The following is a 14,130-nucleotide window of genomic DNA, read 5'->3' on the forward strand; positions in this document are numbered from 1 at the left end:
CGTTCAGCCCTTCTTCGGGCGCGGGGTCGGCGGCGACAGCAGCAGCTTGGTCGCACCGGAGAGGAGTGCCAGGGCGGCGCACTGCCGGCTGTCGCGGTAGACGCCGTCGGCCTCGACCGGGTCGAGGGCCGCTTCGATGTCGGCGGTCTGGACTCCGGTGAGTTCCTTCTCGAGGACCTTCTCGTCGGGACGCATAACACCATCTCCCTGAGGCGTAGCGAAGTACCTTCCATTTCAGAATCACCCGAATCGGACAAATCACGCCACTTTTCTCATACTTACTTTCGTCACTTCTTCAACATGCAGGGGGGCAACGGGAGCAGGGCGCGAGGGCCTGTCAACCGGCGGCCCGGCCAACGCCCGCAAGGACGACACCGCTGTGCGGGAGGGTCGGGACACGGTGCAGCGAGATGGCCAGATTCTGCTCCGGAACGGTGTACTCCATACGGGCGAGTTGCGCCGCGAGCGCCTCCAACAGGCCGACGGTGAGGCCCTCTCCGGGGCAGCGGTGGCCCGCCGCCGGGTCGCCCCCGCCCTGCGGAATCAGTTCGTCGCGCGCCACGGGCCGTTCGAGGAAGCGCCGCGGCCGGAAGGCGTACGGGTCACCCCACAGCGCCTCGTCGTGGTTCTGCCCGTACACGTCGAGCACCACCAGTCCCCCGGCGGGCACCCAGGCGCCCCGCCAGAACAGGTCGCGGACGGCGAGGCCGCCGAGGAACGGCACGAACGGGTAGAAGCGGCGCACCTCGTGGGCGAAGGCGGTCGCGAACGCGACGTCACCGTCCGCCAGGGGCGCGCGGTTCTCGGGCCGGCGGTGCAGGGCGTGCGCCGCGAAGGCCACGAACCAGGCGAGGGCGGTCGTCGGGCGGACCACGTTGAGCAGTTCCACGGCGGCGGTCTTCTCGTCGAGCGGTTCGCCGTCCAGGTCGCGGTGCCCGCACACCCGCTCCAGCACCGATCCCGCGGACGCGGTCACCTGCCCGGTGCGGACGTCGCGCACCAGCCGGGCCAGCCTCTCCTCCTGACGGCCGCGGGCCCGTCGGGCCCTCAGATGGCGCGGTCCGGCGGTGGCGAAGCCGTCCACCATCGCCGTCATGTCCCGGGCGGTCGCCGCGGCGTCGCCGCCGTCGAGCGGTATGCCGGCCCAGCGGTGCACGCCGCGGGTGAGCACCGTGGCCGCCTCGTCGAACAGCACCACGCTCTCGCGCCGGCTCCATTCCGGTACGGCCTCGTCCCAGGCGGCGACGACATGCTCCTTCAGACCTGACACGGCGGCGGGGGCCAGCAGCGGGAGGAACAGTTCCTTGCGGGCCCGGTGGGCGGCGCCGTCGAGGGTGTGCACGGCCCCGTGACCGAAGAGCGTGCCGAGGATCGGCTCGGGGATGGCGCGGTGCCGGTGCACGTTCCGCTCGTCGTAGAAGAACCGCACCGCGTCCGGCCCGCGCAGGGCGAGGGCCGGACGGCCCATAATGCGGGTGCGGACCACGGAGCCGGCGGCGTCACGCATCCGGTTGGGGAGCCAGGCGTAGCCCTCGGCGAGGAGCGGGAGGGTGCGGTCGATCAAGGGGCGGCTGAGTACGTCCATGGCCGTCGGGTGCCCGCCCGCTCTTCCCGGACACTCCGGGGAGCGGGCGTCACACACCCGTTCGGGCGTGGCGCAGACCACGCCCCGAACGAGACCCGGGTCACTTCGAGGGCGCAGAGGTGCGGACTACGGTGCTGGCGTCCTCTCCTTTTCCTTCCGATTCGGACGGACCCGTAGTGCCCGCAACGCGTCTCTCCCCCGTCATCACGGCCACCGCACAGTGGCTGATCCGTTCCTTCCCCGCGCACGGCGGGGCCCTGTCCGCCGCCCTGTGCGAGATCCAGGCACGGCAGGCGGTGACGGTCGCGGCCCGGCTGCGGTACCCGACCGCGATGGACGCGGAATTGGTGGGACTCGCGGGCCCGGGCGGATCGGGCGCGCTGGACCGGATCACCGGGGCCGACGACCACGAGGGCGAACCGTGGCGCACCTGGGTCGACGAGGTGGTGACCAGCTGGGCCGCGTGCCTGCTGTCCGATGCCGGACTGGCGGCCCGGGCGGTGGCCGCGCTGGGCGGGGGCACCGGTGAGTACCGCCGGCTGCTCGCCCCCGACGCCACGGACGTCCGGGCGGCGGCCCTGCTCCGCCACCCGGACCTCCTCACCCCGATCACCCGCCTCCACCACGCCTCCCTCCTGTCCCGCCTGGACCCGGACGAGGCCCTCGCGGCCTGACCGTCCGCTCCCGCGACACCGAGCCGCACCGAACCCGGCGTCTCAGGTCTCGCCCCTCCCCTCGTCCGCAGGCGCGAGTGGCCGCCCACGCGAGAACCCGGCACCGCCGGCGCCTCCCCCCGCCGGCCCCATCCGCGCCGAGCAGCACTCCTGCGTCCCCGGCGGACCGTCCCCGGCGGACCGTCGACCGGAGGAACCGGGGCCGTCCTCCTCGGCCGATCCCCCGCGTCGTCCGAGGCGGACCGTCGCCGAACGGTGGGTGCGTCCCCGCGCGTCGTGACCGTTCCGCGGGGAGGGCCGCTGCCGCGCACGGCCGGTGACCAGGTGACTGCCGCGCGGCGGGCTCCGCAGCCGCCGGAGCCCGGCCGCCGTCGGCGGGCCGGAAGCCGCGCGCCTCTCCCCGGTCGCGGGCGGAGCCCATCCGGGGCTCACGACCGCGGGGGCTCGGCCCGTGTGCCCGACGTGGGCCGGGGCTCACCGTGCGTGGTTCACTCGACTGCAGTAGGCGACCGTGCCGTCGCCCGCCGTGCGGGTGAGGGTTTGGGCATGAGTAGCCCCATATCCCGGAAGTGGGAGCACGCCGTCGTCACCGGCGGCGCCGGATTCGTCGGCTCCCATCTGTGCACCGCCCTGCTCGACGCAGGTGCGGCCGTGACCTGCGTGGACGACCTGAGCACCGGGCGACCCGAGAACATCGCCCCGCTGCTCGACCGTCCGGGGTTCACCCTCGTCCAGGCCGACGTGTCCGAGGAGCTGCCGGTGAGCCGGCGCCCCGACCTCGTCCTGCACTTCGCCTCCCCCGCCTCCCCCGCGGACTATCTGCGGCTGCCGCTGCACACCCTGGAGACGGGCAGCCTCGGCACCCGCAACGCCCTGGCCCTCGCCCACGAGTCGGAGGCCCGGTTCGTGCTGGCGTCGACGTCCGAGGTGTACGGCGACCCGCAGCAGAGCCCGCAGGACGAGCGGTACTGGGGCAACGTCAACCCGGTCGGCCCGCGCAGCGTCTACGACGAGGCCAAGCGCTTCGGCGAGGCACTGACCACCGCTCACGCGGAGACCCACGGCACCGACACCTGCATCGTGCGGCTGTTCAACACCTACGGCTCCCGGATGCGCGGCCACGACGGCCGGGCCGTGCCCACCTTCGTGCGGCAGGCACTGGCGGGCGAGCCCCTCACCGTGACCGGCGACGGCCGGCAGACGCGGTCGCTGTGCTACGTCGACGACACCGTGGCCGGCATCCTCGCGGCGGCCGCCCACGGCATGCGCGGCCCCGTCAACATCGGCAACCCCGCCGAGATCAGCATGCTCGCCCTGGCCCGCCTCGTGGTGGCGCTCGCCGGTTCGTCCTCCGACGTCCGCTACATCGAGCGCCCGGTGGACGACCCGGCCGTGCGCTGCCCCGACATCACGCTGGCCCGCGACAAGCTCGGCTGGGAGCCGCTGGTGGGCACCGAGGAGGGCCTGCGCCGCACGATCGACTGGTTCCGCGCCGAGGGAACCGGCACCTGAGCCGTCCTTCCCCGCCGGCCTCAAGGACCCGGCTGCCCGCACGGCCGCCGCCCCGATCCGCGAAAGGTCCGTCCGCCATGCGCATCCTCGGCATCAACGCCCTGTTCCACGACCCCGCGGCCGCCCTGGTGATCGACGGCCGTACCGTCGCCGCCGCGGAGGAGGAGCGGTTCTCCCGGCGCAAGCACGGCAAGCGCCCGCTGCCCTTCTCCGCGTGGGAGCTGCCCGAGAAGGCCGCCGCCTGGTGCCTGAAGCGGGCCGGGCTGCGGCCCCAGGACCTCGACGCGGTCGCCTACTCCTTCGACCCGGCGCTCGCCCGGCCCGCCGACGCGATGGGTCTCGACGACCCCTGGGACCACCTGCGGCTCACCTACGCGCGGGAGGCGCCGGGCTTCCTGCGCACCGCGCTGCCCGGCCTCGATTCCGAGACCGTCCGCTTCGTGCCGCACCATATGGCGCACGCCGCCTCCGGCGCGTACGCCGCCCCGGACGCCGAGAGCTGCTCGGTGCTGGTGCTGGACGGCCGCGGCGAACGCGCCTCGCACCTCGCCGCGCGCCGCGTGGGCGCCCGCCTCGAACCGCTGCGCGCGCAGGACCTCCCCCACTCGCTGGGCCTGGTCTACGAGGAACTCACCGAGCACCTCGGCTTCCTGCGCTCCTCCGACGAGTTCAAGGTGATGGCGCTCGCCTCCCACGGCACCCCGCGCATGCTGTCCGAACTGCGCCGGTACGTGTACCCGACCGGCGACGGCGGCTTCCACGCCACCGGGGTGCCCTGGGCCGAACTGTGCGCCCCGCGCGGCCCGGACGAGCCGTGGACCCAGGACCACGCCGACGTCGCCGCGAGCGCGCAGGCCGTACTGGAGGAGACGCTGCTGGACCTGGTGCGCTGGCTGCACGGCCGTACCCACGACTCCGTGCTGACCCTCGCCGGGGGTGTGGCGCTGAACTGCGTAGCCAACTCCCGTATCGCGCGGGAGGGTCCCTTCTCCCGGGTGTGGGTGCAGCCCGCGGCCGGGGACGCGGGGACCGCCCTCGGCGGCGCCCTGCTGCTGTCCGCCGGGGCCGGCGACGCGCCGGAGGCCATGACCGGCGCCGACCTCGGCCGGGACTGGTCCGACGCGGAACTGGGCGCGTGGCTGAAGACGGCCGCCGTGCCCTGCGAGAAGCCCGCGGACATCGCCGTCACCGTGGCCCGGGCGCTGGCGGACAACGGCATCGTGGCCTGGTTCCAGGGGCGCAGCGAGTACGGCCCCCGGGCGCTCGGCCACCGTTCGCTGCTCGCCCACCCCGGGCACGCCGGGAACCTGGAGCGGCTCAACGACGTCAAGGGCCGCGAGCAGTTCCGGCCGGTCGCGCCGATGGTGCTCGCCGACCGGGCGGCGGAGATCTTCGACGGGCCGCTGCCGAGCCCGTACATGCTGTTCGTGCACGACGTGACGCCCGCCTGGCGGGACCGCGTGCCCGCCGTGGTGCACGTCGACGGCACCGCCCGCATCCAGACGGTCGACCCGGCGCGCCAGCCGCTGCTGGCGCGGATGCTGCAGGAGTTCGAGCGGCTGACCGGGCTGCCCGTCGTGGTCAACACCAGCCTCAACACGGCGGGCCGGCCCATGGTGGACGACCCGCGCGACGCCCTGGAGTGCTTCGGCTCCTCCCCCGTGGACCTGCTGGCGATCGGCCCGTACGCGGTGCGGCGCGGCACGCTCTTCGACACGGCCGACAGGGGCGACACCGACGGCACGGGCGGCACCCTCGGGGAAGGGGACCCGCGATGACCGGGCCGGCCGCTCCCGCCGGGGAGTACGCGGTGGTCGTGCCGACGCTGGGCCGGGAGTCACTCGCCCCGTGTCTGCGGGCGCTGGCCGAGTCGGACGGGCCGCTCCCGGCGCGGGTCGTGCTGGTGGACGACCGCCGGGACCCGGCCGTACCGCTGACCGCTGCCGTCCCGCCGTCCCTGCGCTCCCGCACCGTCGTGGTGCCCGGCAAGGCGCGCGGTCCGGCCGCCGCCCGCAACACCGGCCTGCGGGCCGCCGGGGACGCGCCGTGGATCGTCTTCCTCGACGACGACGTGGTTCCCGGCCCCACCTGGGCCGACGACCTGGCGCTCGACCTCGCCGGGGCGAGCGTCGCGACCGCCGGGATCACCGCCCGGATCGAGGTGCCGCTGCCCGCGGACCGGGCGCCCACCGACTGGGAGCGCAACGTCGCCGGGCTGGCCACGGCCCGCTGGATCACCGCCGACATGGCGTACCGGCGCCGCGCCCTGGAGGCCGTCGGCGGCTTCGACGAACGGTTCCGCAGGGCCTTCCGGGAGGACGCCGACCTGGCGCTGCGGATGCTCGACGCCGGCTGGACGCTGGCGGAGGGGCGGCGCACCACCACCCATCCGGTGCGGCCGGCGGACCGGATGGTCTCCGTAAGGCTCCAGGCGGGCAACGCGGACGACGTGCTGATGACCCGGCTGCACGGCCGCGACTGGTGGCGGCGGGCCGACGCGCCGCGCGGCCGTCTCCCGCTGCACCTCGCGACGGCCTCGGCCGGGCTCGCCGCGGCGGTGTTCGCGCTGGCCGGCCGCCCGCGGGCGGCGTCCGTCTGCGCCGCCGGCTGGCTGGCGGGCACCGCCGAGTTCACGCTCGCCCGGACCCTTCCCGGCCCGCGCACCCGGGACGAGATCGTCACCATGGCGCTCACCAGCACACTCGTCCCGGCGGCCGCGACCTGGCACTGGCTGCGCGGGCAGATCCTGCACCGCGCCCCCTCGGCGCACCGGCGCCGGGCCGCGCACCGGGCTCCGGCGCCCTCCGCGCCGTCCGGCGAACGGCTCCGCACATGACCCGGCGACCGTCCCCGGCCCGCGACGGCCCCTCGCCGGCACGCGCCCGGCCGCACCCGCGGCCGGAACCCGATCCGCGGGCGGTGGTGTCCGCACCCCCGCCGCGACCGATCACGGAGGTGAGCCCATGACCGCGGACTTCGCCCCAGTCCCCCCGGGCGTGCTGTCCGTCGCGCTCGTCTCGGAGCACGCCAGTCCCCTCGCCGCCCTCGGCGGGGTGGACGCCGGCGGACAGAACGTCCACGTCGCCGCCCTGGCCGCGGCGCTCGCCGACCGGGGACACCGGGTCACGGTGCACACCCGCCGCGACGCGCCCGGGCTGCCGGACCGGGTGCGGCTGAGCGAGCGCGTCGAGGTGCACCACGTCACCGCCGGTCCCGCCGAGCCCGTCCCCAAGGACCGGCTGCTGCCGTACATGGACGAGTTCGGGCGCCGGCTGGTCCGGGAGTGGCGGGCCCGCACCCCGGACGTGGTCCACTCCCACTACTGGATGTCCGGACTGGCCTCGCTGGGCGCGACCCGGGAACTGGGCCTGCCGCTGCTGCACACCTTCCACGCGCTGGGCACGGTGAAGCGCCGGCACCAGGGCGACGCCGACACCAGCCCCCCGGAGCGGATCGGCTGTGAGATCGAGGTGGGCCTCGGCTGCGACCGGGTCGTCGCCACCTGCCGCGACGAGGTCGCCGAGCTGGTCCGGATGGGCGTGCCGGCCCACCGGATCGGTGTCGTGCCGTGCGGCGTCGACACCGACCGGTTCACTCCACTCGGCCGGCGCCGGCCGCGCGGCCCGCACCGCCACCGGCTGGTCCAGCTGGGGCGGCTGGTGCCCCGCAAGGGCGCGGCCGTCTCGGTGGCCGCGCTGGCCCGGCTGCCCGAGACCGAGCTGCTGGTGGCGGGCGGTCCCCCGGCGGAGCGGCTCGACGACGACCCGGAGGTACGCCGACTGCGTGCCGTCGCCCGGGACGCCGGGGTCGCCGACCGGGTCCGCTTCCTCGGCGGGGTGGACGCGGAGCGGGTTCCCGCGCTGCTGCGCTCCGCCGACGTGGTGCTGTGCCCCGCCGACTACGAGCCCTTCGGCATCGTCCCGCTGGAGGCCATGGCCTGCGGCCGTCCCGTGGTGGCCAGCGCGGTCGGCGGCCAGCTCGACACGGTCGCCGACCCGGGCACCGGGCGGCTGGTCCCGCCGGGCGACCCGGAGGCGCTGGCCCGTGCCGTGGCGGGTCTGCTCGCCGACCCGACGGCCCGGGAGGCCCGTGGGGCGGCCGGCCGCCGCCGGGTGCTCAGCCGTTACGGATGGCCGCGGGTCGCCGCGGCCACGGAGGCGGCGTACTGCGAGGTCCTCGACACCGAGCCGGCCGTGACCCGGACCGGCTGAACCGCCGGCCGGGACCGGCCCGCCGACGTCCGACGTTGGAAGGAGGTGCGGGTGCCGTCGCCGTCCCCGGAGGGCGGCGCGCCCGACACACCATGACCGAAAACCCCGCGCTCGACGCCGCCCGTCTGCACTGCCGGTCCCTCCAGGAGGCCCTCGACGGTCTCCGCCGGCACGGTCTGCCCCGGATCGCCGACTGGGGCGGCCGGCTCGCCACCGTCCTCTCCGGCGGCGGCCGGCTGCTGGCCGCCGGGAACGGCGGCAGCGCCGCCCAGGCCCAGCACCTCACCGCCGAACTGGTCGGCCGCTACCGGCGCGAGCGGCGCGCCTACTCGGCGCTCGCGCTGCACGCGGAGACCTCCAGCGTCACCGCCATCGGCAACGACTACGGCTTCGACCACGTCTACGCCCGTCAGGTCGACGCGCACGGACGTCCCGGTGACGTCCTGATGCTGCTGTCCACCTCCGGGCGCAGCTCCAACCTCATCGCCGCCGCGGTGGCGGCCCGCCGCGCCGGTCTGGAGGTGTGGGCGCTCACCGGGCCGGGACCCAACCCGCTGATGGAGGCCGCCGACGAGGCGCTGTGCGTGACGGCCGCCTCCTCCGCGACCGTGCAGGAGACCCACCTGGTCGCCGTGCACCTGCTCTGCGAGTGTTTCGACGCCGCCGTGTCCGCGCCCCCGGCGCCGGCCGTGGCTGCTGTTCCCGGGAGGCTGACATGACCGGTCCCAAGCCGCTGGTGGTGGTGGGTGACGTCCTGCTCGACGAGGACATCGAGGGCGTCGCGACCCGGCTGGCCCCGGACGCGCCCGCCCCGGTCGTCGACGTCACCGGCGACCACCGGCATCCGGGCGGGGCCGGGCTGGCCGCCGCGCTCGCGGCCCGGGGCGGCCGGGACGTGGTCCTGGTGACCGCGCTCGGCGACGACCCCGCGAGCGAGGCCGTACGCCAGCAACTCAGCGGGCGGGTACGGCTGCTGGAGCTGCCGCTGCACGGCACGCTGCCGGTGAAGACACGGGTGCTGGCGGGCGGACGGCCGCTGGTGCGCATCGACCGGGGCGGCGGCACGCCGGGCAAGCCGGACGAGGCGGTGCGCGAGGCGCTGGCCGGCGCGCACGCGGTCCTCGTCGCGGACTACGGCCGGCACACCGCCGGCGCGGTGCGCCCGCACCTGGAGGAGGTCGCCCGGCGCACCCCGCTGGTGTGGGACCCGCATCCCAGGGGCGAGACGCCGGTGGCGGGGGCGCGGCTGGTCACGCCCAACGCGGGCGAGGCGGTCGCGCTGTGCGCGGGCACGCCCGGGGTGTCGGGCGCGTCCCTGGGCGCCTTCGCCGAACGCGGTACGGAACTCGCCGAGCGCTGGCGGGCGGCGGGCGTCGCCGTGACGCTCGGCGACCGCGGGGTGCTGCTGACCCGGCCGGGCGGCGGCACGCCGATGCTGATCCCGGCGCCCTTCCACGCGGACGGCGACCCGTGCGGCGCGGGCGACTGCTTCGCCGCGACGACCGTCGCCGCGCTGGCGGACGGGCTGCTGCCGGAGGAGGCGTTGCAGCGGGCGGTGGCCGAGGCCGCCGCGTTCGTCGCGGCGGGCGGCGCGGGCAACCCGGACCTGTGGCACACGCCGGTCGCGCCGGTCCCCGCGCAGGACCCGGCCGCCGACGCGTTCGAGCTGGCGCGGGCGGTACGGGCGCGCGGCGGGACGGTGGTGGCCACGGGCGGCTGCTTCGACCTGGTGCACGCCGGTCACGTGGGGCTGCTGGAGAGCGCCCGGCGGATCGGCGACTGCCTTATCGTCTGCCTGAACTCCGACGACTCCGTGAGCCGCCGCAAGGGCCCGGGCCGCCCGCTGACACCGGCGGCGGACCGGGCGAAGGTGCTGGCCGCGCTGGGCAGCGTGGACGCGGTGGTGGTCTTCGAGGAGGACACGCCGGAGGAGATCCTGGGGCGCCTGCGTCCCGACGTGTGGGTCAAGGGCGGCGACTACTCCGTCCAGGACCTGCCGGAGGCGGAGGTGCTGCGTACGTGGGGTGGGCAGGCGGTGGTCCTCCCGTACCTCGACGGCCGCTCGACCACGCTGCTCGCGCAGCGGGCTGCCGATGCGGTGAGGGTGGCTCTGAAGCCGACGGAAGGGTAGCGCCCTTCCGGGGCGGAGCCCCCGAATCCGGCGACGCCGGTCCCGCTCGCGCAGTTCCCCGCGCCCCTTGGGTGTGTGCCGTCACCGCGCGCTTTGACGGCTCCGCTTCTCGAGGGTGCCGTCCGCGCAGTTCCCCGCGCCCCATGGGGGTGCGCCGCCACCGCGCGCTTTGACGGCTCCGCTTCCTGAGGGTGCCGTCCGCGCAGTTCCCCGCGCCCCATGGGGGTGCGCCGCCACCGCGCGCTTTGACGGCTCCGCTTCTCGAGGTGCCGCTCGCTCGCGCCCCTGAGGGGCGCGGGGAACCGCGCGACGGGGGTCCGGGGGCGGAGCCCCCGAATCCGGTGACGCCGGTCACCGAGTTTCAGAGACTCCGTCCCTCGGACTCCCTTTCGCGCGGTTCCCCGCGCCCCTGGAGGGGGTTTCAGCACCGTGTCCGGGAAGGGGGCCCGGCGTCAGGCCGCCGTTTGCAGGGCCGGCTGGGGCACCGTGTCCTTCGTGGGCAGCGTGACCGAGGTCGCGAGCGTGCGGTGACGGTGGAGGAAGTGGCCCGCCGTGATCGACACGGCGATGACCACCCCGCCGGTGATCAGCGCACCGCGTGGGCCGGCGAGTTCCATCAGGAGGCCGAGGGCCGGTGGGCCGCCCAGGCTCCACACGGTGCCGACGGAGCCCCACACGCCCAGCACGCGTCCGCGCAGATGGGCGGGCGGGTCGGTCTGTAGGACCGCCGTGCCGGCCGTGTCGGAGACGGACTCCACGACGGCCATGGGGAGGACCAGGACCAACAGCACCGCCAGGGAGGGCGACAGGCCGGCCACGATCTGGAGCAGCGCGCCGGTCGCCGCGAGGGCGCCGACCAGCCGTACGGAGGGCCGCCGCAGCCGCGCCCCCAGCACCGCGCCGACGATGCCGCCGGCCGCGAGGACGGTGGACACCGTGCCGAAGGCGCCCGCCCCACCCGCGAGCGGACCGGTGACGAGGACGGCCAGGGTGAGCCCGTAGTTGCGGCCGAACACCGCGCTGATGCCGGTGACCCCGGCGAGCGCGAGCAGCCGCGGCCGGCGGGCGAAGAAGGCGAGGCCCTCGCGGACGGACATGTTCGACCGCACCGGCCGGCCGCCGCGTTCGACGACCTGCCGTACCGCGCCCGCCGCCGGGCGCAGGAAGGGGATGACCGCCGTCACGAACAGGAAGGAGAAGCCGTTGGCGAAGTAGGCGGCGGCGGTGCCGAGGAAGCCGACCGTCACACCGGCGAGCGCGGCGCCCGCGAGCCGGCCCGCGTTGAAGACCAGCGCGCCCACGCCGATGGCGGAGGGCACGTCCTCGGCGGGGACGAGGTCGTTGCCCAGCAAGGCGCAGGCCGGGTTGTCGACGGTGGCGACCATGCCGGTGACGGCGGCCAGCACCATCAGGGTGGTCATGTCGAGCCGGCCCAGCGCCACCAGGGTGGCGGTGGTGAACGCGATCACGGCCAGCAGGGCCTGGCTGACGGCGGCCGTCACCTTCCGCGGCCACCGGTCGACGGCCGCGCCGCCGAGGACGCTCATGAGGAGCGCCGGGGCCGCCTGTACGGACATGGACAGACCCGTGGCCGCGGCGGAACCGGTGATCTGGAGGACCAGCAGGTTCTGCACGGTGAGCTGCATCCACGTACCGGCGTTGGACACGAAGTTCGCCACGGACCACCAGCGCATGCTGCGATGCCGCAGGGAACGCCAGGGCGACCGGGACCCGGCCGGGGCGGAGGTGGGGGAGGAAGACACGGTGCGCTACTCGGGGAGGAGCCCGCGGGGGGCTCGGCTGAGTGGGCGCGGGAGGCCGAGACCGGCAACGCTGCGCGGTGGTTCCCGTCGCCGGAAAGGGGCGCGGCCCATCGTGGCAGAAGGGACCCCCGAGTCCTTTCCGGACGGGGCGCACCGTGCGCTACGGAAGACGTCAACCAGGCAGTGTCCGGCGGCACTTAGCCGCCCGAGTGCGCTTGCTCACAGTGAGGTTTGAAACGCGGAGAACAGGGACCGGTCGCTTTTCGCGACCGGTCCCTCACCCGCCGTCCCGGGCCTCCTCGGGGACGGTCAGCGGGACAGCTTGGCCCGGGCGCGTCCGGCGGCCACGCCGGGGCCGGCACCGGCCTTGAAGGCCCGCCGGGCGACGCGGGCGTCACGGCCGAGGCTGTGGGCGGCGTGCCGCCCGCGCCACAGCATCGAGGGGGCGGAGCCGGTGTCGTCCGCGGCGATCAGCAGACCGCCCAGCATGGACAGGTTCTTCAGGAAGTGGATGCGCTGCTGGGCCTTCTGGTCGGCATCCTCCTCCTCCCAGAACCGGTGTGCGGCCAGCGTCGTCGGCACCAGGGTGAGGGCGACCGCGAGGGCGGCCGGACGGGACAGCCGTCCGGTGGCCAGCAGCAGGCCTCCGACGACCTGGACGGCGCCGTTCAGACGCACGGAGTCCTCGGTGCGATCGGGCACCAGGGAGATCCGGCCGGCGACGGGCCGTACGACGGGCTCGGCGAGGGGGGAGACGCGATCCGGGTGGCGGACGGAATCCAGCCCGCCCGCGATGAACATCGACGCCAGCATGGGCCGGCCGAGGACGCGCAACAGACTCATGTCCTACTCCTGAGGTGGGGAGGGGGCGGTGCGCCGGGTTCCCCGAGAGGCGGGGAACATGCGGCGTGCGGTCACCAGAACCGGGTGGTGAGAGCGGGCTGACGGGTCGCCTCGACGGCGTCGCGCAGGCACAGGGCGACGCCGATGGTGGCGCGCAGGGCCGAGGGCCGTACGCTCTGCGCGGTCTCGGTGGCCAGGACCAGCAGGCAGCCCGCCGCCTGTTCGACCACGGAGACCGGGAGGGTGTAGTCGCTGTCGGCGGCCGTGCGGAACGCCTTCAGCGGGATCCCCGCTCCGTCGACCGTCCGCCGGGCGGCCTGCTCCAGGTGCTGTGCGGCCTGTTCGCAGAGTGAGGCGGGCAGGATGAGGGTGCGCTGCAACGATGAACTGGTCATATGTCCAGTGCTCCCCCGGCACGGAGCCGTTCCATCGGGCGGTGCCGGTTTTTCACCGTCCCGCGTGAGCGGCCGCCGCCGCGCCCGGCTCGTACGCTGGGCCGGACCGTGTCGAAGGTGAGGAGCCGCCCATGCCCCTGTCGTCGTCGCCCGCGCCCGCCACGGACGGTCCCCGGGAGGTGGCGGCGCGGCTGACCGCGCGGGCGGTGACCGGTGTGCGGGCGCTGTCCGGCGCGCTCACCGAGGTCGCCCTGGACGACGGTCCGCCGGTGGTCGTGAAGCGGACCGAGGGCGCGCAGGCGGCGCGCGCCGAGGCGGCGGGGCTGCGCTGGCTGGCCGCGGCGGGCACGCCGCCGGTGCCGCGGCTGCACGGCCACGAGGGCCGGTGGCTGGTGCTGGACCGGGTGGCGGAGGGCCGGCCCGGCCGGGAGGCGGCCGTCCGCTTCGGGCGGGACCTCGCGGCCCTGCACGCGGCGGGCGCCCCCGCGTTCGGGGCACCCCCGCCGGGCGGACCGGTGGAGGCGTTCATCGGGCGGGCGCCGATGCGCAACGTCACCGGCGACGACTGGCCCGGCTGGTACGCCGGACACCGGGTGCTGCCGTATCTGCGGCGGGCGGTCGACCAGGGCACGGTGACGCCCGGTGAGGCGGCGCTGGTCGAGCGGGTCTGCGCGCGGCTGCCGGAGCTGGCCGGGCCCGCCGAGCCGCCCGCGCGGCTGCACGGCGACCTGTGGAACGGCAACGTGCTGTGGGGTGCCGACGGGACGGTGCGGGTGATCGACCCGGCGGCCCACGGCGGGCACCGGGAGACCGACCTGGCGATGCTGGAGCTGTTCGGCTGTCCGCTGCTGGACGCGGTGCTCGACGGCTACCAGGACGTGGCACCCCTGGCGGACGGCCGGAGCGCACGCGTCGGCGTGCACCAGCTGTTCCCGCTGCTGGTGCACGCCGTGCTGTTCGGGCGGGGCTACGCCGAGCAGGCGCTCGACGCGGCCCGCTCGGCGCTGTCCCGGTGA

At 75.8% G+C, this 14,130-nt stretch carries 13 protein-coding genes; 8 read left to right on the forward strand and 5 right to left on the reverse strand.

All coding sequences use genetic code 11. The features are described from left to right. Positions 1–3: 3 nt before the first annotated feature. Positions 4–195: a hypothetical protein gene (locus tag B100_RS0127695; protein WP_024887656.1), complete on the reverse strand. Its 192-nt coding sequence runs from the start codon at positions 193–195 to the stop codon at positions 4–6. Between the two features lie 142 nt (positions 196–337). Next, a complete protein-coding gene (locus B100_RS0127700; RefSeq protein ID WP_024887657.1) occupies positions 338–1,585 on the reverse strand; it encodes a cytochrome P450 in 1,248 nt (415 codons plus the stop codon). A 176-nt stretch (positions 1,586–1,761) separates the two neighbouring features. Here B100_RS0127700 and B100_RS0127705 point away from each other — a divergent pair, with 176 nt between their 5' ends. From B100_RS0127705 to rfaE2, 7 genes are all read left to right on the forward strand, one after another. Then, the gene (locus B100_RS0127705) at positions 1,762–2,259 is read left to right on the forward strand and encodes a hypothetical protein (protein ID WP_024887658.1); all 498 of its coding nucleotides are present in this window, start codon (positions 1,762–1,764) and stop codon (positions 2,257–2,259) included. 546 nt (positions 2,260–2,805) lie between these two features. After that, a complete protein-coding gene (locus B100_RS0127710; protein ID WP_024887659.1) occupies positions 2,806–3,771 on the forward strand; it encodes an NAD-dependent epimerase/dehydratase family protein in 966 nt (321 codons plus the stop codon). 77 nt (positions 3,772–3,848) lie between these two features. Continuing rightward, positions 3,849–5,549, forward strand: a complete 1,701-nt coding sequence (locus B100_RS0127715) for a carbamoyltransferase C-terminal domain-containing protein (protein ID WP_024887660.1) — start codon at positions 3,849–3,851, stop codon at positions 5,547–5,549. Then, positions 5,546–6,607, forward strand: a complete 1,062-nt coding sequence (locus tag B100_RS0127720; RefSeq protein WP_024887661.1) for a glycosyltransferase — start codon at positions 5,546–5,548, stop codon at positions 6,605–6,607. The genes B100_RS0127715 and B100_RS0127720 overlap by 4 nt, the downstream gene beginning before the upstream one ends. A 127-nt stretch (positions 6,608–6,734) precedes the next feature. Then, positions 6,735–7,982 carry a glycosyltransferase gene (locus tag B100_RS0127725; RefSeq protein WP_024887662.1) on the forward strand — a complete coding sequence of 416 codons (1,248 nt, stop codon included), beginning with the start codon at positions 6,735–6,737 and terminating at the stop codon, positions 7,980–7,982. Between the two features lie 92 nt (positions 7,983–8,074). Further along, positions 8,075–8,701: an SIS domain-containing protein gene (locus tag B100_RS0127730; protein WP_024887663.1), complete on the forward strand. Its 627-nt coding sequence runs from the start codon at positions 8,075–8,077 to the stop codon at positions 8,699–8,701. Further along, on the forward strand, positions 8,698–10,113 hold the full coding sequence (rfaE2, locus tag B100_RS0127735; RefSeq protein ID WP_024887664.1) for a D-glycero-beta-D-manno-heptose 1-phosphate adenylyltransferase: 1,416 nt from the start codon (positions 8,698–8,700) through the stop codon (positions 10,111–10,113). The genes B100_RS0127730 and rfaE2 overlap by 4 nt, the downstream gene beginning before the upstream one ends. 452 nt (positions 10,114–10,565) lie before the next feature. On the opposite strand, the gene B100_RS0127740 is transcribed toward rfaE2, so the two are convergent. The 3 genes from B100_RS0127740 to B100_RS0127750 all read right to left on the reverse strand — a co-directional run bounded on the left by B100_RS0127740 (position 10,566) and on the right by B100_RS0127750 (position 13,114). After that, a complete protein-coding gene (locus tag B100_RS0127740) occupies positions 10,566–11,807 on the reverse strand; it encodes an MFS transporter (RefSeq protein WP_024887665.1) in 1,242 nt (413 codons plus the stop codon). A gap of 378 nt (positions 11,808–12,185) precedes the next feature. After that, a complete protein-coding gene (locus tag B100_RS0127745; protein ID WP_024887666.1) occupies positions 12,186–12,719 on the reverse strand; it encodes a DoxX family protein in 534 nt (177 codons plus the stop codon). Between the two features lie 71 nt (positions 12,720–12,790). Next, the gene (locus tag B100_RS0127750) at positions 12,791–13,114 is read right to left on the reverse strand and encodes a hypothetical protein (protein WP_024887667.1); all 324 of its coding nucleotides are present in this window, start codon (positions 13,112–13,114) and stop codon (positions 12,791–12,793) included. A 131-nt stretch (positions 13,115–13,245) separates the two neighbouring features. Here B100_RS0127750 and B100_RS0127755 point away from each other — a divergent pair, with 131 nt between their 5' ends. Beyond that, entirely contained in the window at positions 13,246–14,130 is an 885-nt protein-coding gene (locus tag B100_RS0127755; protein WP_024887668.1) for a fructosamine kinase family protein, read from the forward strand.

Source organism: Streptomyces sp. CNH189, assembly GCF_000527195.1.